21 protein-coding genes are annotated in these 21,421 nt (G+C 40.5%); 1 reads left to right on the top strand and 20 read right to left on the bottom strand.

From position 1 onward, the window contains the following. Window positions 1–5: 5 nt before the first annotated feature. The 18 genes from dnaK to ACPBEH_RS00265 form a co-directional block, all read right to left on the bottom strand. Entirely contained in the window at window positions 6–1,847 is a 1,842-nt protein-coding gene (dnaK, locus tag ACPBEH_RS00350; protein WP_016265325.1) for a molecular chaperone DnaK, read from the bottom strand. 36 nt (window positions 1,848–1,883) lie between these two features. Next, window positions 1,884–2,477, bottom strand: coding sequence for a nucleotide exchange factor GrpE (gene grpE / locus ACPBEH_RS00345; RefSeq protein ID WP_424349308.1), 594 nt, complete (start codon window positions 2,475–2,477; stop codon window positions 1,884–1,886). 15 nt (window positions 2,478–2,492) lie between these two features. After that, window positions 2,493–3,551 (bottom strand): heat-inducible transcriptional repressor HrcA, encoded by a 1,059-nt coding sequence (gene hrcA, locus ACPBEH_RS00340; RefSeq protein WP_025016350.1) that lies wholly within the window; start codon window positions 3,549–3,551, stop codon window positions 2,493–2,495. 180 nt (window positions 3,552–3,731) lie between these two features. Further along, entirely contained in the window at window positions 3,732–4,379 is a 648-nt protein-coding gene (locus ACPBEH_RS00335) for a CatB-related O-acetyltransferase (RefSeq protein WP_424349307.1), read from the bottom strand. A 265-nt stretch (window positions 4,380–4,644) separates the two neighbouring features. Further along, the gene (gene hemW / locus ACPBEH_RS00330; protein WP_254680933.1) at window positions 4,645–5,784 is read right to left on the bottom strand and encodes a radical SAM family heme chaperone HemW; all 1,140 of its coding nucleotides are present in this window, start codon (window positions 5,782–5,784) and stop codon (window positions 4,645–4,647) included. Then, window positions 5,784–6,737 (bottom strand): riboflavin biosynthesis protein RibF, encoded by a 954-nt coding sequence (gene ribF / locus ACPBEH_RS00325; RefSeq protein WP_424349306.1) that lies wholly within the window; start codon window positions 6,735–6,737, stop codon window positions 5,784–5,786. The genes hemW and ribF overlap by 1 nt, the downstream gene beginning before the upstream one ends. Window positions 6,738–6,755: 18 nt before the next feature. Continuing rightward, entirely contained in the window at window positions 6,756–7,673 is a 918-nt protein-coding gene (gene truB, locus ACPBEH_RS00320) for a tRNA pseudouridine(55) synthase TruB (RefSeq protein ID WP_104964227.1), read from the bottom strand. A gap of 135 nt (window positions 7,674–7,808) precedes the next feature. Further along, a complete protein-coding gene (locus ACPBEH_RS00315) occupies window positions 7,809–8,750 on the bottom strand; it encodes a pyridoxamine 5'-phosphate oxidase family protein (protein WP_424349305.1) in 942 nt (313 codons plus the stop codon). Beyond that, on the bottom strand, window positions 8,740–9,258 hold the full coding sequence (locus ACPBEH_RS00310; protein WP_424349304.1) for a hypothetical protein: 519 nt from the start codon (window positions 9,256–9,258) through the stop codon (window positions 8,740–8,742). Before ACPBEH_RS00310 ends, ACPBEH_RS00315 begins: the two co-directional genes overlap by 11 nt. Next, on the bottom strand, window positions 9,251–10,570 hold the full coding sequence (locus tag ACPBEH_RS00305) for a glycosyltransferase family 2 protein (RefSeq protein ID WP_424349303.1): 1,320 nt from the start codon (window positions 10,568–10,570) through the stop codon (window positions 9,251–9,253). Before ACPBEH_RS00305 ends, ACPBEH_RS00310 begins: the two co-directional genes overlap by 8 nt. A gap of 247 nt (window positions 10,571–10,817) precedes the next feature. Continuing rightward, on the bottom strand, window positions 10,818–11,174 hold the full coding sequence (rbfA, locus tag ACPBEH_RS00300; RefSeq protein ID WP_011374944.1) for a 30S ribosome-binding factor RbfA: 357 nt from the start codon (window positions 11,172–11,174) through the stop codon (window positions 10,818–10,820). A 22-nt stretch (window positions 11,175–11,196) separates the two neighbouring features. Then, window positions 11,197–14,010, bottom strand: coding sequence for a translation initiation factor IF-2 (gene infB / locus ACPBEH_RS00295; protein WP_424349302.1), 2,814 nt, complete (start codon window positions 14,008–14,010; stop codon window positions 11,197–11,199). Between the two features lie 17 nt (window positions 14,011–14,027). Then, window positions 14,028–14,333 (bottom strand): L7Ae/L30e/S12e/Gadd45 family ribosomal protein, encoded by a 306-nt coding sequence (locus ACPBEH_RS00290; RefSeq protein WP_011374946.1) that lies wholly within the window; start codon window positions 14,331–14,333, stop codon window positions 14,028–14,030. Then, complete coding sequence (gene rnpM, locus ACPBEH_RS00285) at window positions 14,330–14,629, bottom strand: RNase P modulator RnpM (RefSeq protein ID WP_025016343.1); 300 nt, start codon at window positions 14,627–14,629, stop codon at window positions 14,330–14,332. The genes ACPBEH_RS00290 and rnpM overlap by 4 nt, the downstream gene beginning before the upstream one ends. 14 nt (window positions 14,630–14,643) lie before the next feature. After that, window positions 14,644–15,861: a transcription termination factor NusA gene (gene nusA, locus ACPBEH_RS00280; RefSeq protein WP_141265961.1), complete on the bottom strand. Its 1,218-nt coding sequence runs from the start codon at window positions 15,859–15,861 to the stop codon at window positions 14,644–14,646. Between the two features lie 18 nt (window positions 15,862–15,879). Next, a complete protein-coding gene (gene rimP, locus ACPBEH_RS00275; protein ID WP_016265337.1) occupies window positions 15,880–16,353 on the bottom strand; it encodes a ribosome maturation factor RimP in 474 nt (157 codons plus the stop codon). A gap of 140 nt (window positions 16,354–16,493) precedes the next feature. Further along, window positions 16,494–17,504 carry a 2-hydroxyacid dehydrogenase gene (locus ACPBEH_RS00270; protein ID WP_094365775.1) on the bottom strand — a complete coding sequence of 337 codons (1,011 nt, stop codon included), beginning with the start codon at window positions 17,502–17,504 and terminating at the stop codon, window positions 16,494–16,496. 15 nt (window positions 17,505–17,519) lie between these two features. Further along, window positions 17,520–18,560: an AEC family transporter gene (locus tag ACPBEH_RS00265; RefSeq protein WP_424349301.1), complete on the bottom strand. Its 1,041-nt coding sequence runs from the start codon at window positions 18,558–18,560 to the stop codon at window positions 17,520–17,522. A gap of 204 nt (window positions 18,561–18,764) precedes the next feature. Here ACPBEH_RS00265 and ACPBEH_RS00260 point away from each other — a divergent pair, with 204 nt between their 5' ends. Further along, window positions 18,765–19,115 (top strand): DUF2200 domain-containing protein, encoded by a 351-nt coding sequence (locus tag ACPBEH_RS00260; protein WP_424349300.1) that lies wholly within the window; start codon window positions 18,765–18,767, stop codon window positions 19,113–19,115. 143 nt (window positions 19,116–19,258) lie between these two features. Here ACPBEH_RS00260 and ACPBEH_RS00255 read toward each other — a convergent pair whose 3' ends face one another. Beyond that, on the bottom strand, window positions 19,259–19,558 hold the full coding sequence (locus ACPBEH_RS00255; protein ID WP_016265341.1) for a nucleotide pyrophosphohydrolase: 300 nt from the start codon (window positions 19,556–19,558) through the stop codon (window positions 19,259–19,261). Further along, window positions 19,545–21,305: a DUF2075 domain-containing protein gene (locus ACPBEH_RS00250; RefSeq protein WP_424349299.1), complete on the bottom strand. Its 1,761-nt coding sequence runs from the start codon at window positions 21,303–21,305 to the stop codon at window positions 19,545–19,547. Before ACPBEH_RS00250 ends, ACPBEH_RS00255 begins: the two co-directional genes overlap by 14 nt. Window positions 21,306–21,421 lie beyond the last annotated feature (116 nt).

Here is a 21,421-nt window from a genome sequence, read left to right as displayed (position 1 = left end):
CGTTCTTATTCTTTGTCGTCTTTAACTTCTTCGAAGTCGCCGTCAACAGTACCGTCATCAGTCTTAGCATCAGTTGCGTTACCTTCAGCACCACCAGCAGCTTGTTGTGCTTCTTGGGCTTGTTGATATAACTTAACTGTCAATTCTTGAACAATTTCACTTAACGCATCGCGTTTTGTCTTCATATCTTCAAGATTGTTTTCTTGTTGTGCTTTAACTAATTCTTCTTTAGCATCTTTTGCTTTTTGTAATTCTTCGTCAGAAACTTTACCTTCAAGTTCTTTCAAAGTCTTATCTGTTTGGAAGATTAATTGATCAACATCGTTCTTCAAATCAACTTCTTCTTTACGTTTTGTATCTGCTTCTTCGTTTTCTTGTGCTTCTTTCATCATACGATCGATTTCTTCGTCTGATAAACCAGAGTTACTCTTGATAGTGATTTTTTGTTCTTTGTTTGTGCCAAGATCTTTAGCAGAAACGTTAACAATACCATTTTTATCAATATCAAACTTAACTTCGATTTGTGGCACACCACGAGGTGCAGCAGGAATATCTGTTAATTGGAAACGACCTAAAGTCTTGTTGTCAGCAGCCATTGGACGTTCACCTTGTAAGACATGGATGTCTACAGCAGGTTGGTTGTCAGCAGCAGTTGAGAATGTTTGGGCCTTGCTTGTAGGAATGGTTGTATTCCGGTCGATTAACTTCGTGAAGACACCGCCCATTGTTTCAATCCCTAATGATAATGGTGTAACATCAAGTAAAACAACGTCTTTAACGTCACCTGAGATAACGCCACCTTGAACAGCAGCACCAAGTGCAACGGCTTCGTCAGGGTTGATTGAGTGATCTGGTTCTTTGCCTGTCCAGTTCTTAACAGCTTCTTGAACAGCAGGAATCCGTGTTGAACCACCGTTTAAGATGACTTTGTCGATTTCGTTTGCATCTAAGCCAGCATCTTTCAAAGCATTCATAACTGGTGCTTTTGTACGATCAACTAAGTCTGATGTTAAACGATCGAATTCAGTCCGTGATAATGTCATTTCTAAATGTAAAGGACCATTTTCGCCGGCTGAGATAAATGGCAAGCTGATTTGTGTGCTTGATACACCTGATAAATCTTTCTTAGCTTTTTCAGCAGCATCCTTTAGACGTTGCATAGCCATCTTGTCTTTTGATAAGTCGATACCATTGTCTGATTTGAAGTTTTCAACTAACCAGTTCATGATAGCTTCATCAAAATCGTCCCCACCTAAACGTGTATCACCATTTGTTGATAATACTTGGAAGACACCATCGCCTAATTCAAGAACAGAAACGTCAAAAGTACCACCACCAAGGTCATAAACTAAGACTTTTTCGTCTGTTTCTGTCTTGTCCAAACCGTAAGCTAAAGCTGAAGCTGTTGGTTCGTTGATAATCCGTTTAACATCTAAACCGGCAATCTTACCAGCATCTTTAGTAGCTTGACGTTGTGAATCGTTGAAGTAAGCAGGTACTGTGATAACAGCTTCTGTGACTTCTTCACCAAGATAGTCTTCAGCGAATTTCTTGATGTATTGTAAGATCATTGCTGAAACTTCTTGTGGTGTGTATGATTTGTCACCAACAGTTACTTTGTAACCTGCTTCGCCAATGTGACGTTTGATTGATGCGATTGTATCTGGGTTAGTGATTGCTTGACGTTTAGCAACTTCACCAACTTGGATTTCACCATTTTTGAATGATACAACAGATGGTGTTGTACGAGCGCCTTCTGGATTTGTAATAATTTTGGGTTGTCCGCCTTCTAATACGGCAACAGCTGAGTTTGTTGTTCCTAAATCAATACCGATTACTTTACTCATTGAAAATACCCTCTTTTTTTAATTTTTTAAATTTTATTATTGTGCAACTACAACCATTGCTGGTCGTAAAACGCGGTCCTTCAAATAATAGCCTTTTTGGAAGACTTGAACCACGGTGTCAGCTTTTTGATCACCATCAACCGCAATCGTTTGAACGGCTTGGTGAATGGTCGGATCAAAGGCTTGACCTTGCGCCTCAATTTCTTTAACACCATGATCTTCTAAAGCATGTTTCATATGATCATATGTCATTTGAACACCCTTTTTAAGGCTTTCATCAGTTGCTTCAGCTGCCAATGCGCGTTCTAGATTATCTAAAACAGGTAAGACATCTTTGGCTAATGATTGGCCATCATATTTTAACAAGTTAGCTTGTTCTTTTTGATTGCGCATTTGGATGTTCTTAATTTCAGCTTGTGACCGTAAGAAACTATCTTCCATAGCGTCATATTTCTTTTGAAGTTCAGCTAATTTATCATCTGCTTCTTCAACAGGTGCTTGTGCTTCAGTTGTTTCTTCAACTTCATCAGCTTCCATAACTGGTTCAAATGGTGTTTCTTTTTTAGGCGTTTCTTCTACAGTTTCTTCAGTTGGCTTTTCTTGGTTTTCAGCCTTTTCTTGCTTTGTCAAACAAACACGCTCCTTTTAAGATTGATTATCATCAAAATCTGCATAATAATCAATTAATTTCTTCGCTAGTTCTTCGCGGAATAAATCGAGTAACCCGATCATGCGCGAATATGGCATGCTAGTGGGACCTAATAAAGCAATCAATCCTTGGCCGTGTTCACCAACATCATAATTAACAGTCATTAAACTGTAATTCTTCAATAAATCATTGGTCATTTCATCGCCCAAACGAACCTGAACTTGGCTATTGGCCTCACCCGGTGATAACTCTAGCAACTTAGCTAGATCGTCCGATTGATTAATGATGTTGTAGATTGACTTCAACTGTGACACATCCGTCAATTCCGAGAAGTTTAATAAGTTCGATTGGCCCCCCACATATAAACGTTCCTGTGAAGCTTGTTTTAAGACATCATCGAAGATGTTTAAAAAGCCACCCGGTGAGCCCATGTATTGCATTAATAACGCAGGCACCTCTGTTTTCAACTTCTGACTGACAACGGTCAACGGTAATCCGATTAGATGATCATTCACGACTCGAATCGCTTTTTCAAGTTCATCACCTGAAATCGCGTTTGGAATTGTGAAAACCTGATTATCAACCGTTCCGGCACTTGTCACGATAATCGCCATTACCTGGTGGTTACCAAGTGGTACAAGTCGGAAACCTGTCAACCGAATCTCTGCCATCTCCGGCCCTAACGTAATCGCTGTATAGCTCGTTAGGTTTGAAAGAATATTAGCAGATTGTGAAACAATCTCGTCAATCTTATGATAATGGCGTCCAAATGATTGTTGCACAGTCGCAACATCCATTGGATTTAAGACAGCGGGCTGAATGAGATGATCTAAATAGTAACGATAGCCCTTCATAGAAGGAACCCGTCCAGAAGACGAATGCGTCTTCTCTATTAAACCGACATTCTCAAGATCAGCCATATCATTTCGGATTGTCGCGGAACTAACGTGCATTGGTAATTCAGACATTAGCTTCTTAGAACCCACCGGCTGACCACTCTCGGTAAAAAGACGAATAATTTCTTTCAAAATCATTAATTGTCTTTCGGTCAGCATGTTATCACCTCTTTTTAGCACTTGATTATTACGAGTGCTAATTACAAGTATTAATATAGCAAGAACGTCAAATAAAGTCAAGAATTGAACTGTAATTTTCACGGATTTAATGAAAATGGGACCAAAGACTGATAAAAGGCCACACCCAAATGATGAGTGTGACCTTTGCAAAGATTGCTATCAATAATTCTCGTGAAATTGTTGTAAATCAGCGACTGAATGACTCGCTAATATTGATTGGGCTGCTTGAACTTTTTCAATTGGCCAGTGGTACCAATCAATTGCTTGCAGGATTTCAATGTCAGCTGGTGTAAACCGTGATTTTAAAACCCGTGCTGGATTACCACCAACGACAGCGTACGCCGGCACATCCTTAACCACCACCGCGCCGGCAGCGATAATCGCGCCCTGCCCAATATGAACGCCAGGCATAATTAACGCGCGCATCCCAAGCCACGCACCGTCTTCAATGATTGTATCGCCCTTGGGCTCATAAGAGGCCGCAATTTGTTCTGGGAACGGGTAAGCGCTAATCCAATCACTATGATGATTATGATTACCGCCCATCAAAATAACAACGCCACTGGCAATGCAAACGTAACGGCCAATAATTAGGCGGTCCAATTGCCAACCAAATTCAGCCTGTGGATTAAATAAGGCACGTGAGGCATCATCGCCCCAATGATATCGAACACAGCCGTCCTCAAAATTCTGGTGATCATAATACCCCGAAAAGTAAGAATAATCGCCGACTTCAATTAATGGGTTTGTCACCAAATCCTTTAAATATTTTGTTTCTGACCAATGTTGATAAGTATTCTTGTCCATTTCATAAAACCTCGCTTCTAAGTTTTTGTTATCTGCTTAACTTAGAAGCGACTGCTTGTGAAACGGCCCGTAATTGTAAAAGGTGTCTAACCAAAAATGATCACCATCCCATTTGCTCGAAATATAACCCGGTTTGAACGCACTTCTTTTTAACGTGCTTTTCAAGCTAACTTTCTGCGCTTAGCTTCGTGCGTCAAATAATCGACTGCGTCGCTTATTCGCCCCACTGTGCTAATGCTCCAAAGTTGACCAAGCTTGAACGCACTTAATAGCTGTCTAACAAGAATTCCTGGAAGACTTCGTTGCCTAGGAACTTTCCTGATTCAGTTAGTCTTAGCCAGTCGCCTTCTTGTTTTAGGTACCCTTTTGCAATCTGATTGGCGACTGTTTCGCCGTAGATGTTTTGTAGTGGGTATCTGAATTTTTCTTCAAAGTGCTTGATTGAGACACCTTGCATCGTCCGCAGACCTAAGAAGAGTTCTTCTTCCATTTGTTCGGTCAAGGGAAGCACGTGGCGTTCAATCACTGGTACTTTATGTGCTTGTAGCGGTTCTAAGTATTGTTGGATTGGGCCGAAATTATGATAGCGGTCCTTGCCTAAATAACCATAAGCACCGGCCCCAAAGCCGAAATACTTTTCGTTCCGCCAATAGGTTAAGTTATGTGCAGACTGGTAGCCTGGTTTGGCAAAATTGCTAATTTCGTATTGTTCTAAACCAGCTTGTTGGAAGCTATCAATCGCATTTTGGTACATGTGTGCTTCAACATCTTGCGATGGTAAGCGTAACTTACCTTGACGCATCAAATTATAGAAAATAGTTTTCTTCTCTAAGATTAATGAATAAGTTGAATAATGCGGCAAATCAAGGTCGATTGCCTGTTTCAAACTGTCCATAAAATCTGCTTCGCTTTGTTGTGGTAGTCGGAAAATCAAATCAATACTGATATTTTCGAAACCAACTTGGCGCGCATTAGCGATGGCCCGATAAACGTCAGCACTGCGATGAATCCGGCCAATCTTCTTAAGAATGTCATCATTAAAAGACTGCACACCAATGCTCAAGCGATTGACGCCATTGTCTTTTAGTACCTGCAATTTAGCGGTATCTTGTAAATCATTGGGGTTGGCTTCAAACGTAAACTCGCCACCCTCATAAGGTAAGTACTGATGAATGCCATCCAACAAACGTTGGAGTTGGGCTGGTGAGAGTGTCGTTGGTGTCCCACCGCCGACATAAATTGTTTCAATTTTCTCGTCTGGGTATTCCGCCATTACCAATTGGAATTCGCGAATTAACATGTCAACGTACTCATCAACCGGTTGCCCTTCAATGAAGACCTTGTTGAAGTCGCAATAATAACAAATATGTTCGCAAAACGGAATATGAATATATGCGCCTGCCATTAATGTTGACCCTCTAATTTCTCAAAATAAGTCCGGGTATCAGCTTCATCTTGGTGGAGTTGGTCGATCAACGCTTCTGCTGAATCAAACTTCACTTCACCTCTTAAATACTGATACCACTCGACTTTAACTTGTTCACCATAAATGTCCGCACTAAAGTCGAGTAAGTTAATCTCGACTGTCACGGGATTATTGACATGGAACGTCACGTTCCGGCCAATTGACGCCATCCCCCAGTACCATTGACCACGAACCAGTAAACGGACCGCGTAAATCCCAATGCCCGGTAAACGTTCTGGTTTTTGACTCTCAATATTAGCCGTTGGAAAGCCGAGTTCCCGGCCCCGTGCTTCACCGTGAACAACTTCCCCAGTCGTTTGGTAAACATAACCTAACAACTCGTTAGCTGCCGCTACTTGGCCTTGATCCAAATCTTCACGAATCAAAGTTGAACCAATCTTATGCCCTTGATAGTCATGTTCAGCCACCGTCACAATTTCAAAGCGGTCTTTGGCATATGTGCTAAGGGTCTGCATATTAGCGATGTCTTTTTTACCATAAGTGTAATCAAAGCCCGCGACCACCGTTTTCGCGTGGAGCGCCACTAAGTATTGATCGACGAAATCTTGGGGTGCCAACTTCGCAAAGCCGTCATTAAAATGAACGACATACAAAATATCGACACCTAAATCAGCCATTAATTCTTGCTTGCGTTCCACTGTCGATAAATAACGAAAATCGGCTTGATTGACGTTCCGGTAAACAATCGCGGGATGAATATCAAAGGTCATCACCGCTAATGGACGGTTCTGTTGCACCGCCAATTCTTTGGCCGTCTTAATCACTGCTTGATGTGCCCGGTGGACACCATCAAAAAAGCCGAGTGCTAAAACAATTTCTTCGGCTGGTACTTGTTCTTTTGAATAGGGATGAATTAATTCAATCACACGCATTTTTTTCACCTAGTTTTTTTAATGAGTCCCTTGGTTTTGTAAATACATTTTATATGGTCGATAGAGATGTTGTTTCGCGTTAGCCACTTGATACAAGGCCTTGATGTGCCCTTCATAAGTTAAGGCTAAGATCTCTTCTGTTTGTTCTGGGAACGTTAAGAAGACACCATTTAAAATTTTGGCCCATTGATCATCATCAAGCGCAATCTTGACGTTTTCTTCAAAAACATGATCTAACGGAATCAAAATATCCGCTAATTGACCGTTATCAGCAGCTTCAGCTAGTTGTGCCAAGGTAACGCAACTGCCAATTTGAATGCCACCACTCTTAAGCCGCGTTAAATCAGACATGACTGCCGGTAAGCCTAACTTACGGCCAAAATCAACAGCTAAAGTCCGAATATAAGTGCCTTTTGAACAGCCCGCAATAAAGCGGAATGTTTGGCGACCCGTTTTTGCATCGAATTCTGGTTCGCCTTGCAAGTCAAATTGCGTAATTGTAATTTTGCGTTGTGGGCGTTCCACAGGATCGCCGGCCCGTGCATAATCGTATAGACGGCGCCCGTTAACCTTTACGGCTGAGAACATCGGTGGAATCTGGATTGAATCCCCTAGAAAACTTGCCAGTGTTTCTTTAATTTTTTCAGTTGAAATTGGTTCAGCTAATTGTTGTTCTTCAACGACTTCACCATCTAAATCTTCGGTGGTCGTTGATAGGCCCAACGTAATTTCACCAGTATAAACTTTACCAGAGTGCACCAATTGGTCCACTACCTTGGTTGCTTGGCCAATACAGATTGGCAAAACACCGTCTACATTGGGATCAAGCGTTCCAGAATGCCCCACTTTTTTCATATGAAGAATCCGTCGTACTTTAAAAACGCAATCGTTGCTAGTCATGCCGCGTTCTTTATATAAGGGTATAATGCCGTCCATAAGTAATCTCCTTTTAACTATTAACTAAACCATTATAGCATAGAGTGCTAACCCGCACGGGATTTGCTTTATGATGCGCCCCAATTTATCGTTAACAGACAAAAAGCCGGGACAAGTATTAAGTTGTCTCGGCAATTACTTTGAAAAAATGAGTTCTTTATTTTGAAGCTGACTGTCGATTCGGGCACTTTTTAATGCGATTGCATAAATAATTTCTTTTTCCTTTTCTTCTTTAGATAAGCTCTCTGCATAACCAGGCACCTGTTTTTGATAGGCGGCCGCCACATCGCTAAAGCGATACTGTGTGCGATATACCTTGAGGCGATTGCTGGTAATCCGTAGCCCTTCACTCGTGGGTAGCGTATAAATTGCGGCCCGACCTAAATCCAGCTCACTTACTTTCGGCGCTTCCGGATCCGTTCCAAAATACCAAATATTGGGCACATCATTGAGCGTGACGAAACTAATCTGTCGACTAGAGGGCTGTCCCTGTTCATCCGCTGTACTCAGTAGGATTGTATTAAACTGCTTAACATATTTACGAAACGCACTTAAATTATTCTGATACAACTCTGGACTAGTTGTTTGGCTGTCAATATAAGCAATTGCATCATCAATCGTCTCTAAGGTCGGATTAGCTTCAAGATAATAAAGAATCTGGGGAATAATCTGCGATATTTCTCGTTGATGATAATAAAACTGCAACCACCGATTAGAGGCTGATAAAGCATCCGTATAACGCTTATCCAACTGTCTGCGATAGCGATGCACAATATTTTTTAACGGGCGATATTTAACTAGTTTTTGAAAGACCGCTAAACTCACCAAGAACATGACAATTGCAACTAGGATATTAATTTTAACAATCCCCATCATTGGCCAACCTTCATATTGCATGAACCAATCATACAATAACACTAAAAAAACGGTCAGCACTGCGGCACAAGCAATTACCAAACGCCGTTTAAAAACCCGCCGTTTATGGGTCATCGCTTCGATTATTTTTTGCCGCTCTTTCATGGTTCGTTCGCGGGCAATCATTTCATCAATCACGACTTGATCTGCTTCAGAAATCATCGTCATCCTCCTCAAATGCATCAAAGCGTTGGCGTAATTCATAAGTCCCGACATCAGCAAAATCAGAAATGATGATATTTTGCCGCTGTTTGCGCATGTTTGCAGCGCCGTATTTAGCGGTATACATCTCTTCAGCCCAGGCTAATCGCTGTTGTAGCCGCTGTTCATCAAACGTTTTAATAACACCCTTTCTAATCCGATACTGTTTTACTTTATTCATTAAATAGAGGCTGATAAAGAAAACTGAAAAAACGATAATATAGCGTAAGAAGATATAATTCGTATTCTGTAATAATTGTTTAAAGGCGGCCCGATTAACCGGAATCATCGTTTCACGGGTTAGATAGATACCGACTGTTGCCGCGGTGGGAATCAGACACATCAACCAGCCAATACCAATCAATACTAATTGACGCAAATGATGCCCAGTCTTTTTAGATGTAAAAAACCAATCGATTGTAATCTGATCTTCACTTAATTGATGACGAATATAATCTGGTTTACTCATCTGAATCCTCCCCTTCTCGTTTTCCGGTTGCTTCTGTCGAACGTGTCGGTGATTTCCAAACCCCAGCATCTTTGCCCCTGATAATTTGGCGAATGGTTGGGACAATCTCGACCGCTACGGTATACGTATTAACCATCCAATAAATCAAGATATACCAGGGCGCAAATGCGATATACTTCAACGAACGGCCCCCATCATTAAAATAGGACGCTTGCACCAATTGAATTAACCCCACCAATATCTCAATCGTGATAAAAATTGCTGCAATAGACAAACTCGAAAGGAGCCGTTGCCAATCCTGATTAATCAGGTAACCAATTTGAAGAACGATAAAAGTCACCATACTGATCCAGTAAAATAACGACCAAATGATACTCAAACCATAATCAATGATAATCGGAACCATCGAAAAATGCTTAATTGGGTGCCGTAAAATACCAAACGATTTCGTCAAGAGCACGTAGATTCCGCCAGAGGTCCATCTTCGCCGCTGCTTAACGAGTTCCGGCAGTGTTTCTGGCACATCCATAAAAAAACGAATGTGCGGTGCAAAATAAGCCTGCCAGCCTGCGGTCTGCATATCCCATGAAATCGCAATATCTTCAGTTGGTTGTTCTGCTTGCCAACCACCAACATCAATCACTGCTACCTTACGGTACATCGTATTAGCCCCAGAAAAGGCAAACAATCCACCATAAGAAAGCTGCGAGCGTTTAATGAGTCCAATGATTGAATTCAATTCATTTTGCTGGGCTTCTGCCACTAGGGTTGTCTTATTAATCGACAACATATTGCCAGTCACGGCACCTAATTGCGCCCCACCTTCACGCTCGAAATAGTACATATACTTCCATAAAGCATCAACTTCTGGTTTGGAATCAGCATCGTTGGACAAAATAAATTCGCCTTTGGCAAATCCTAAAGCACTATTAAAGCCGGCTGCCTTACCACGATTATTAATAATCGTGACCGTTCGTAATCGTTGACCGTATTTTGCTTGTAATGTTTCTAAAATAATTCCAGTTTTGTCCGTCGAGCCATCGTTGACGACAATTATTTCATATTGATCGGTTGGATAATTCATTTGGGTTGCTAAATGATCAATCGTGGCTTCAATTGAAGCTTCTTCATTATGTGCTGGCACTAAAATCGTGATGAACGGCGTCCCTTTTTTTAGATAACGAGGTTGATCTTCCTTCTCCATTAATAGCCAATAATACAAACTCGAGACAATAAACGATAACCCCCCGATAATCGGATAAGAAACCAGTGTGTAGATTAATATTTGGGTGAAATAGTCTATCAATAGCATATATCAGGCCTCATTTCAGAGCGAATTTTAATCAGCTAACAATGAAATCATATCAACAACTTTCCTCGATAAGTCATAAATTAATTCTAATTTTAGTTTAAAATAACTGCTAACAACAATCATTGCCTATAACTCAATAGTAATATGGTGCAATCTACCGTGTCAATTTAAGGGATTATAGTTGCCATAAGGTCATCAAAACAAAAAAAGAGCACCGACGAAATTCGTCGGTGCTCTTGGTCACAGCCTAACGCTGTGCTTCATCTTGATGTAACTTACGCAATAATTCGTCGATATGTTCACCATAACGAACTGAACCATCTTGTTCAAAGGTAATTTCTGGAATCTTGTATAACTTAATTCGTTGGCCAAGTTCGCTACGAATCAAGCCTTTAGCTTTATCCAAACCTTTTTGTGCTTTTTCAGCATCACTGGCTAGATTAGACAAGATACTGTAATAAACCTTCACGTGTTGTAAGTCACCACTCAGATTAATATCTGTAATCGTTACCCCTTCAACTCGGGGATCACGTACACGTTTTAATAAAATATCATTAACTTCACGTTGAATTTCTTGTTCAACACGACCGACACGATGTTTCATCTGTAGTCCTCCTGTAAATTAATTATTTAACAGGTACTTCTTCCATCACGTAGGCTTCAATTTGATCATCAATCTTGATATCATTGTAATCTTCGATTGTCACACCACATTCAAAGCCGGTTTTAACTTCTTTAACGTCATCTTTGAAACGTTTCAAGCTTGAAAGTTTACCTTCATAAATCACGATACTATCACGAATCAAGCGGACACCACTATCACGTTGGATAACACCAGTATCAACGATACAACCGGCAATTGTCCCGATCTTAGAAACATTATATGTTTCACGAACAGTTAATTGACCTGTTACTTTTTCTTCGTAAACTGGTTCTAACATACCCTTCATAGCAGCTTCGATTTCTTCGATTGCCTTGTAGATGATTCGGTGTAAACGAATATCGACTTGTTCAGCATCGGCTTGGATCTTAGCTTGTGGTGTAGGACGAACGTTGAACCCGATAATGATAGCGTTACTTGCAGCTGCTAATGTGACGTCACTTTCGTTAATCGCACCAACGGCTTCATGAATAATATTCACGCGAACGCCTTCGACTTCAATCTTCCGTAAACTACCAGCCAAGGCTTCTGTTGAACCTTGAACGTCGGCTTTGATAATAACGCCAACTTCTTTTAATTCACCTTGTTTCATTGTTTCAAACAAGTTATCTAATGTGACAGGGTTTGAACGGCTACGTTCCTTCAAGAGGGCCCGTTTAGCACGTTCTTCACCAGCAGCACGAGCTGTTTTTTCGTCTTCAAAGACAACGAAACGATCAGCTGCTTGTGGCACATCATTTAACCCAGTAATTTCAACTGGTTCTGATGGGAAGACTTCTTTAACACGACGACCGCGATCATTTGTCATGACACGGACACGACCAAAGGTATTCCCAACAACGATTGGATCACCGATCCGTAATGTCCCTTGTTGTACTAATAATGAGGCAACAGGTCCCTTACCTTTATCAAGGCGGGCTTCAATAACTGTCCCAACCGCTTTTTGATCACGGTTAGCCTTCAATTCAAGCACGTCGGCTTCAAGAAGAACCATTTCAAGCAAGTCATCAATGTTTTCACCAGTTTTAGCTGAGATCTTAACAAAGATTGTATCGCCACCCCAGTCTTCAGGAACAAGGCCGTAACCCATTAATTGTTCCATCACGTGGTCAGGGTTAGCACCTGGTTTATCGATTTTATTAACCGCAACGATAATTGGGGCTTTAGCAGCCTTCGCATGGTTAATAGCTTCGATTGTTTGTGGCATCACACCATCATCAGCAGCGACAACTAAGATGATGATATCAGTAATATCAGCACCACGTGCCCGCATGTTAGTGAAGGCCGCATGTCCTGGTGTATCCAAGAACGTGATTAAACGATCGTTTAACTTCGTTTGGTAAGCACCGATATGTTGTGTAATCCCGCCGGCTTCACCATCAGTAACGTGACTGTTACGAAGGTTATCCAATAATGTTGTCTTACCATGATCAACGTGACCCATGATTGTGACAACTGGTGGGCGGCTTACAAGGTTAGCATCACTCTTAGCTTCTGTTTCAAAGACTGAATCAATATCAGCGATATCCACTTCAACTTTTTGTTCTGCTTCGATACCGTAATCAGTTGCTAATAATTCGATCGTATCCTTATCAAGTGATTGGTTCATGTTAACCATAATGCCTAACATGAATAACTTCTTGATAATTTCAGCTGGTTCGCGATGAATCTTCTTAGCGATATCCGCAACGTTCATCCCTTCAGAGAAAACTAATACTTCTGGTAATGGCCGTTCTTTACGTTGTGGCATTTCCTTCTTAGCTGCGTTTTGTTCAGCTAATTGTTGCTTACGTGTCTTCTTACGTTTCTTATTGAAACGTTGTTGGCTATTGCCGTAGCTGTTATAGCCACCGCCACGTTTTTTATCTGGGCCAAAGTTCTTTGGCTTGCTTGCTGTATTGTTTGATGCTGGTTTAGAAGCACTAACAGTATTAGCTTGCATTTTTTGTTGCATTTCTTGTGCAGAAACTGGCCGTGATGGTGTCGTTGCTGGACGACTGTTTGTTGGTCGGTTATTCGTCGTATTAGGACGTGCACTATTGTTATTGTTTGGACGGCTGCTACCTAATGGGCGACCATCTTTTGTAACGGTTGGTCGTGGACTGTTAGTCGTTGGACGTGCACCGTTTGTTGGTTTGCCGTTTGATGGGCGGTTGTTTGAAGCATTATTTCTTGTTGGACGTGGACGATTTGCTTGTTCACGACGCTTCTTTTCGTCTGCTTCACGTTGTTCACGTTGTTGTTGAATCCGTTCTTGGGTTCTTTGACGACGTGCATTAGCCTGTGAAATCTGTTCTTGTAAGCTCATTGGATGGTTAGCGCTTGTTGAACGATTTTGGCTATTGTTATTTGGCCGACTGTTTGTGTTAGGACGGCTGTTATTAGGACGAGCGCTATTGTTGTTAGGACGCGCATTGTTTGTCCGGTTTTGACCATTGCTTGCTTGACCGTTACGGTTAGCATTAGCTTGTGGTCGGTTGTTTGAATGTTGCGCTGGTTTTTTGTCGGCTTCTGGGCGGCGACGGATAGCAGTTTTATTGATCTTGATCTTACCACTTTCTGATTTTTCGCTCGCTTTAGGTGCGGTAGGTGTTGCTGGTTTACTTGCAGCTGGTGTTGCTTTTGTTTGGAAAGCAGCCCGCAATGTTTTTTCTTGATTATCATCAATTGTTGCCATGTGATTCTTGAGATCATAGCCTTTTTTGTTGGCAGTCTCTAAAATGTCTTTGCTAGCAACATTAATTTCTTTAGCTAATTCATAGATACGTTTTTTACCCATATCTTCACGCTCCTTTATTATCCCAGTAGCGTTATCATCTTTTTGGCAAACCCAGCGTCGACAACCGCTATGGTGGCTCTATGTAATCCAATTGCTTGGGTTAGTTGGGCCGCGGTGTAGGCCTTTGTTTCTGGGATTTTGTAGAAATGACTCTTATCAGTCAATTTCTTCTGCGTCAGTGGGCTGATATCCTGGCCGATAAAAACCAATTTAGCTTTTGACTGCTGAATGGCTTTTAGGACCTGTTCTTCACCACTGACCAGTTGCCTTGCTCTCATACAAATGCCTAAGAGTTGCAATAAACGGTCTGGTTGTTCACTCATTTTCGTTCTCCAAATAGTTCTTGACGGGCCTTTTGATGGTCAACATACTCGAACAATTCTGTGTAAAAGTCTGCTGAAACATCAATGCCAAAAGTCTTTTCTAAGATTTTCTTAGCTTGCGCTGTCTTAATCGCATCTGGTTCTAATGAAACATAGGCACCGCGACCAGATTTCTTACCAGTCGGATCGATACTAATTTCGCCTTCAGCGGTTTTAACAATTCGCACCATTTCTTTTTTAGGCTTCATTTCTTGTGAAATAACGTCTTTTCTCATTGGTACTTTTCTTTGTTTCATCATGAACACCTCACTTATTCTTGTGGTTGTTCTTCAGAATCAACAACAGTTTCTGCTGGTTGTTCGATGTCTTCAGCAACTTCTGCCGTTTCAGGGGCTACTTCAACTGTTTCTTCAGTAGTCTCTGGTGTGATTGTTTCTTCTTCGAAACCTTCAACCACGGCTGATTCATCTTCACTATCATCGCCATCGACAAATTCGACTTCTGATTCAGGTTTGATGTCAATCTTGTAACCTGTTAACTTAGCAGCTAAACGGGCATTTTGACCTTTTTTACCGATTGCCAATGACAATTGATAATCAGGGACGATTACCGTACATGTATGTTCGTTGCCATCGTTAAATTGAACAGCGATGACTTCGGCTGGGTTCAAGGCATTTGCGATGTAGTCTGAAGGATCTTCTTCCCACTTCACAATATCCATGTTTTCGCCGTGTAATTCATTAACGACTAATTGAACCCGTTGCCCTTTAGGACCAACACATGTTCCGACTGGATCCACGTTAGGATCTGTTGAACGAACTGCCATCTTAGTCCGGTCGCCAGCTTCTCTTGCGATTGACACAATTTCAACTGTGCCGTCATAAATTTCTGGCACTTCTTGTTCAAATAAACGTTTTACCAAATCAGGATGTGTCCGACTAACAAAGACTTGAGGGCCTTTAGTTGTGTTTTCCACTTTAGAAACATAAACCTTGATCCGGTCATGTGCGTTATACACTTCGTTAGGGATTTGATCTTGCTTACTTAAAACAGCTTCAATCTTGCCTAAGTTGACGTAGATAAACTTGTTATCTCGACGTTCAACAATCCCTTGCATAATTTCGTTTTCGTATTGGCTGTATTCATTGTAAATGATACTTCTTTCAGCTTCGCGAACCCGTTGCATAATAACTTGCTTAGCAGTTTGGGCGGCAATCCGACCAAAATCCTTAGGTGTCACTTCAAAACGAATTGTATCGCCAACTTCATATGCTTTATTGATTTCTAAAGCATCTTGATAGCTAACTTCCAAACGTGAATCGAAAACTTCATCAGTCACTTCTTTGACAGCATAAACGTGGATGTTACCCTTCTTTTGATCGAATTCAACTTCCACATTTTGAGCTTGACCGTAGTTTCGTTTATAAGCCGAAACAAGCGCTGCTTCAAGTGCTTCAATGACGATTTCTTTCTTAACACCTTTTTCTTGTTCTAGCGCATCTAGGGCGCCTAACATTTCCTTGCTCATGTAACTAGCCTACCTTTACTAAAATTCAATTGCTAAGCGAGCTTTGGCAATTTCCTTGCGATTAAATGTCACTTCTTTTTGACGCGTTTTAATTTTAATGGCTAATGTTAAGGTCTCTTGATCAAGCGCCTTTAATATTCCTTGATAAATCTTCTCGCCATCAACGGCTTGATATAACGAGATATGAATGTATTCGCCAAGTGCATTTTGAAAATCTGCTTCCTTCTTCAAAGGACGCTCTGCACCAGGTGATGAAACATCTAAGAAATAAGCCTGCGGAATTGGATCCGGGTCGATTGAATCCAGTTTCTCACTTAACGCATCGTTAACTAAGGCACAATCTTCAAGGTCAATGCCGTTTGGTTTATCAATGAAGACACGTAGATACCAGCTACTACCTTCTTTAACAAATTCAACGTCGACTAGCTCAAAATGGTGTTGATCTAGTATCGGCACGAGTAGATCATGAACTGTTTCCACAACGGTACTCAAATGATTCCCTCCAATTCATTTATATATTCAGATTAGACGTGCTCCAATAAAAAGAGTGAGCATTTCTGCTCACTCGCTCTGAAGTATCTAATTACTGATAACAATATAACATAATTTTCATAAAAATACAAATAACCGCTTTAATTTTCAGTGGTTGCGACGCTATTTTGCGTCTTACCTGTCGTCAATATTTCATGGAAGTTTTCAAAACTAATTTCGACCATGTTCTTGAGGGCTTCGTCAGTATTCGAACCAACGTGTGGTGTCAACAAGACGCGTGGGTATAAATCAATTAATTCTTGGGTTGTCGCATCAGGGACTGGTTGGTCTGCTGGGAATTGTTTGAAGAAGATTTCGCCTTCAGCTGGTAATACGTCAGCGGCAAATGCGCCAAGTTGATCAGCTTTCAAAGCATCGATAATCGCACGGTTATCTTGCAATTGACCCCGAGCTGTATTGACCAAAATGGCATCATTCTTCATCTTCGCGATTAAATCAGCGTTGATAAATTGATCGTTTTGACCAGCAAAGTATGGAATATGCAAGCTGACAATATCACTTTGCGCCAATAATTCATCTAAGCTAACAAAATCAAGGACTTCCTTAGCAATTTCTGATGGGTACAAGTCATACCCCACTACCTTGGCACCTAAGCCTTTGTATAGCTTTGCTTCGGTATAGCCAATCTTACCAGTACCGATAATCCCAACCGTACAGTTGCGGACTTCTTTACTAAACATCACTGGGCTCACACGAAAATCATGATGTGCCGTTCGATTCGTCGTGTAAGTGGTATGGCGCAATAATGACATCCCCAACGTCAAAGCTAATTCAGCAATCGCGTTTGGTGAGTAGGCCGGCACACGAGCAACTTCCATATTGTACTTGCCTGCTGCGGCTAAATCGATATGACCGTACCCGACTGTCCGCGTAAAGACATAATGGATGCCATATTCATTCAACTTCGCCAGATTTTGCGCATCGGCGGCACAGTTAGCGCGTAACAATACCGCGTCATGGCCTTTAGCTGTTTCGATATTAGCGTGTGTCAATAGTTCTTCAATTAAGGTTAAATCATAATCATAGTTGTTATATTTATTAAACGTCGCCACTTCATTGGGGCGAACGCCGTAACAAGCAATTTTAAACATTTAATTTCCCTCTTCCTAGAAAATACCGATTTGGTTGATTACTTCTAAAATTACTAACCAGACTGGCGTCATCACAACGGCTAATACCGTTGATAATAATGACGCATTCGATGCCAAGACCGCATCCTTATCAAAACTAATCGCATAAGCAGCGGCAACTGTTGCCGTTGGCGTTGCCATCATGATGACGATTGTTGCCAAACTGATGTAGCTCACTGGTAAAATGTGTGTCATTGTTAGGATTGCTAATAGCACGATGTTTAAGGCAGGCACTAAAATGACTTTGTTAATACTGTAAATCCATGAGGTCTTGTCTGAAGCAGCTTCTTTGAAACTGATTTCGCCAAGCGTTGTCCCAATTGCTAACCAAGCTAACGGTGAACATAAACCAGCTAAGTAGGCCATTGGTTTGAACAACCATGGTGCCGTTTGATCAATCCGTAAGAAAGCAACTGAATGACCTGCAACCGCTACTTGTGGTAACGTGCCTTGAATTAACCAGATGATTAACCCGGCAAATGTCGCGATGACGATTGGATTTAAGAACATATTTTTTAAGTTCTTTGATTCCATCTTCAAGCCGCTCATCTTGATGTATCCGTATGAGTATAGGAAAACACGGTACCCAATGTTGAAAATTGAGCTATACATCACCCCTTTAGCCCCGAAAACCGCGCCAACAATTGGAATCCCAAAGAATGTTGTTGAACCAAAGATTGTCAAAACACGTAATGTATCTTGTTGATCACCCTTAAAACGTAAATATAAAGGTTTCGTAATTAAAATTAAAATAATATAGATTAAGAAGCCCCAAACTAAAACGTTGATGCCTTCTTTTAAAGTCTTACCATTAATGTCTTGCATGAATGAGTTGAATGCTAATGCTGGTAAAGCAACCGTTAAAACGACTTTTGACAGAATCTTCCCAAATTTATCCGTGAAAATCTCGCGTTTGCGGCAGTAGAATCCTAATAAAATAATAAACACTGTCGACGTGATTGAACTCACAATATCCATGTTCGTAAACGTCTTCGTTAAAATATCGCCAATACTCATCTGTACTCTCCTCTGTTATAATGTTAGCCCGCTGTATTATAACACGAACAACTGATATCGATTATAACAAGAAAGTTGGGGAAAGGAAATAGGGCAAAAGAAAAAGAGTGAAAAATAACATCACTCTTTCTCAGACCTAAATTTTGTATTCATTTTTATTACATGCTATATATTAATTATCTAAACTTCCGAGGAGGTTCCCCCATGCCCAGACAAAGCATCTTCAACATGTCGCTTAACAAGATTTATCCCGCACTTGTGCAAAAAGCAGAATGTAAAAATCGTACCAAAGCCGAAGTCAATCAGATTATCTGCTGGCTAACCGGCTACTCACAAAGCGAACTCGACGCCCAACTCGCAAAAGACATCACCTACCAAACGTTCTTCGAGGAGGCACCACAGATGAATTCGAATTGCGCTCTCATCACTGGTGTAGTTTGTGGTGTCCGCGTTGAGGACATTGAAGACCCACTGATGCAGAAGATTCGCTGGCTAGATAAGTTGGTGGATGAATTGGCTAAGGGGAAATCGATGGAGAAGATATTACGGTCATAGTCAATTATCTTCTCCTAAATTGCTACCTTTGTAGAAGAAAATACGAATTAACAAGAAATGGGATATTTTCGTTGATAACTCAAATAAGAGGGCGAATAAAACACTTTTGAATAGTGTTTTATTCGCCCCCTTATTAAGTATTTCTATTCCTTAGGTGCTGGGTATTTCTCCGCATTCTTCACTAATTTCTTAGCAATGATATCATCAATATCGAGGTTCAAATTGTCAGCCATCATATAGCTATAGATTAACACATCGGCTAATTCTTCTTTCACGCGTTCAATATCTTGAACGCCTTCTTCTGCTGTCTTCCATTGGAATAGTTCCAATAATTCAGAAGCTTCTAGTGAGATTGATAATGCCAAATCTTTTTCATTATGGAATGGGCGCCAATGACGTGCATCCCGAAATTGGTTAATCTTTGTCATACTACTTTCTGTCATTTAATACCGCTCCTTTTTTTAAAGCCGCTCTTAATTCATCATCTACAGCATATAGGTATAGTCCGTTTACGCCACGTGATAGTAGCACGTTTAGTTCATTTCTCAACATTTCTTCTGAAACATCAACTTTAGAACCATCTTTTAGAGACCGACGCTGTTTTGCTTTATTGTTCTCACTTGCCGCTTTATCAAACACAATCCGACCATTTCGATATTTAACTGATGGACCAATAATGACACCTGCATAATTTAAATCAAACCCTTGAATTGTAAAGGTCGAACCAATTTCACCAATCGTTTGTGGTTGCTCAGCCCAAGCTAATTTCTTATTCTGCTTTTTCTGTACTTTATCTACTGGTAATTGTAAATTCCATGGCATCTGCCAATCACCAATTTTAACGTACCAAGGATGGTCACCGTCTTTTTTACCGTTGATGTACTTCCAGTCAAACGTCGCTAAAAGACGTGAAATACCAAAATTCTCATCTCGAGCCTTATCTTCAATTGCCTTTTGTAATACTGCCGGTGAATCAAAAAGTTTAATTTCATAATTTTTCTCATCATTTTGTGGGAGTGGTTTAACTGTCTGTTCATCAATTAGACTACGAATCCAAGCGATTGTTTCTCTACCAGCATTAATTCGTAACTGATTTTTTAAACTAATTAGATTCCCTTGCTTTTCGACATCTGCCAATAAACTATCAAGCTGGTCAGGTTCCCAGTATTGTTCCCGTGATAGTATTTGCTTTTTATCAAAGACGGCAACCACCACCCGTGCACGTTTTAATAAATCATTCAGTTGATTTTGTCCCGTATATGATTGCTTACCTTGCGTTAATAATAAGTGAGCTTCATCAACAATAACAACATCCACAGGATTATCTTCGGAGTAGCGATTAATAAATCGTGTTGGCTTCAGGACTGTTTCTTGCTTTCCCAGTTTAAAAATTTCTAATTTCTGCGCAATTTCTTCATAAACCTTCAACTGCTGATCATGGTTAACTAACAAGAATTGACTTGTATTTCTTAGGATAGGATTTTCAGATTCATCCTTCGCTAACTGATTCAACTCATAAAATAAACTACTCATCAAGACTGTTTTCCCAGAACCAGCATTTCCTTCAACCACAATCAACTGACCTTTATTTGTTTTGCTCGTTAAATTAGCTTCAATAGTTGCCATAATCTTGTCTTTTGCATCTAACTGTTCATCAGTCAATTTATGAAATGGCGATGCTTTAAATAACGCCGAATCCCTGATTGATCTCTCTAATGGAAAAAGACGCTTATCAAACTTTCTTAGCTTACGCCAAATTTTAGAAAATATTTTTTCCATTTCATCATGAGAGTAATATAGGTTTTGCTGATTAGTACGTCGATTATTAACCTTTTTCACAACGTCAACACTGGCCATATATTGCATCATTTTATTTTCAATATCTAGTGTCATCGATTTATTAAAATGTTCGTGACCGATGATATACATTTCTGAGGTTTTGGAGTCGGCTAATTCGCGCCAATCTGTTCTTTCTTTCGAGTCAACACTAATATGTTCAATTGTCCGTCGCTTAATATCACTTGTTTCACCGACATAAACAGAATAATTCAACTGTTTGTCAGCATCTTTGACAATATAAACAGTTGGATAACTCAAAATGTACTTCTTATCCTCTTCCTTAATGATATCTTGGTCGATAATTTCTTTTTCGTAATTCATTTCATATATGATTGGTTTCAAATGCGGCATCTTGTACCCCCAGTTGTTCTGCTTAATTGAATTATACTATTTATCGATTCCCATTAAAATAGCCCAGCTAAACTGCTGTCTGCAATCTAGGTGGGCTATTTTCTTACATCATATTA

Origin of the sequence: Latilactobacillus parasakei, from assembly GCF_049674265.1 — a bacterium.
Lineage (GTDB): Bacteria > Bacillota > Bacilli > Lactobacillales > Lactobacillaceae > Latilactobacillus > Latilactobacillus sakei.
This window is presented reverse-complemented; position numbering and strand designations above follow the sequence as displayed.

Bases quoted from the DNA above. Each gene is read 5' to 3' on its own strand.
- dnaK (WP_016265325.1), bottom strand. From the start codon at position 1,847: ATGAGTAAAGTAATCGGTATTGATTTAGGAACAACAAACTCAGCTGTT.
- hrcA (WP_025016350.1), bottom strand. From the start codon at position 3,551: ATGCTGACCGAAAGACAATTAATGATTTTGAAAGAAATTATTCGTCTT.
- ACPBEH_RS00335 (WP_424349307.1), bottom strand. From the start codon at position 4,379: ATGGACAAGAATACTTATCAACATTGGTCAGAAACAAAATATTTAAAG.
- hemW (WP_254680933.1), bottom strand. From the start codon at position 5,784: ATGGCAGGCGCATATATTCATATTCCGTTTTGCGAACATATTTGTTAT.
- ribF (WP_424349306.1), bottom strand. From the start codon at position 6,737: ATGCGTGTGATTGAATTAATTCATCCCTATTCAAAAGAACAAGTACCA.
- truB (WP_104964227.1), bottom strand. From the start codon at position 7,673: ATGGACGGCATTATACCCTTATATAAAGAACGCGGCATGACTAGCAAC.
- ACPBEH_RS00315 (WP_424349305.1), bottom strand. From the start codon at position 8,750: ATGATTTCTGAAGCAGATCAAGTCGTGATTGATGAAATGATTGCCCGC.
- ACPBEH_RS00310 (WP_424349304.1), bottom strand. From the start codon at position 9,258: ATGAGTAAACCAGATTATATTCGTCATCAATTAAGTGAAGATCAGATT.
- ACPBEH_RS00305 (WP_424349303.1), bottom strand. From the start codon at position 10,570: ATGCTATTGATAGACTATTTCACCCAAATATTAATCTACACACTGGTT.
- rbfA (WP_011374944.1), bottom strand. From the start codon at position 11,174: ATGAAACATCGTGTCGGTCGTGTTGAACAAGAAATTCAACGTGAAGTT.
- infB (WP_424349302.1), bottom strand. From the start codon at position 14,010: ATGGGTAAAAAACGTATCTATGAATTAGCTAAAGAAATTAATGTTGCT.
- ACPBEH_RS00290 (WP_011374946.1), bottom strand. From the start codon at position 14,333: ATGAGTGAACAACCAGACCGTTTATTGCAACTCTTAGGCATTTGTATG.
- rnpM (WP_025016343.1), bottom strand. From the start codon at position 14,629: ATGAAACAAAGAAAAGTACCAATGAGAAAAGACGTTATTTCACAAGAA.
- nusA (WP_141265961.1), bottom strand. From the start codon at position 15,861: ATGAGCAAGGAAATGTTAGGCGCCCTAGATGCGCTAGAACAAGAAAAA.
- ACPBEH_RS00270 (WP_094365775.1), bottom strand. From the start codon at position 17,504: ATGTTTAAAATTGCTTGTTACGGCGTTCGCCCCAATGAAGTGGCGACG.
- ACPBEH_RS00265 (WP_424349301.1), bottom strand. From the start codon at position 18,560: ATGAGTATTGGCGATATTTTAACGAAGACGTTTACGAACATGGATATT.
- ACPBEH_RS00260 (WP_424349300.1), top strand. From the start codon at position 18,765: ATGCCCAGACAAAGCATCTTCAACATGTCGCTTAACAAGATTTATCCC.
- ACPBEH_RS00255 (WP_016265341.1), bottom strand. From the start codon at position 19,558: ATGACAGAAAGTAGTATGACAAAGATTAACCAATTTCGGGATGCACGT.
- ACPBEH_RS00250 (WP_424349299.1), bottom strand. From the start codon at position 21,305: ATGCCGCATTTGAAACCAATCATATATGAAATGAATTACGAAAAAGAA.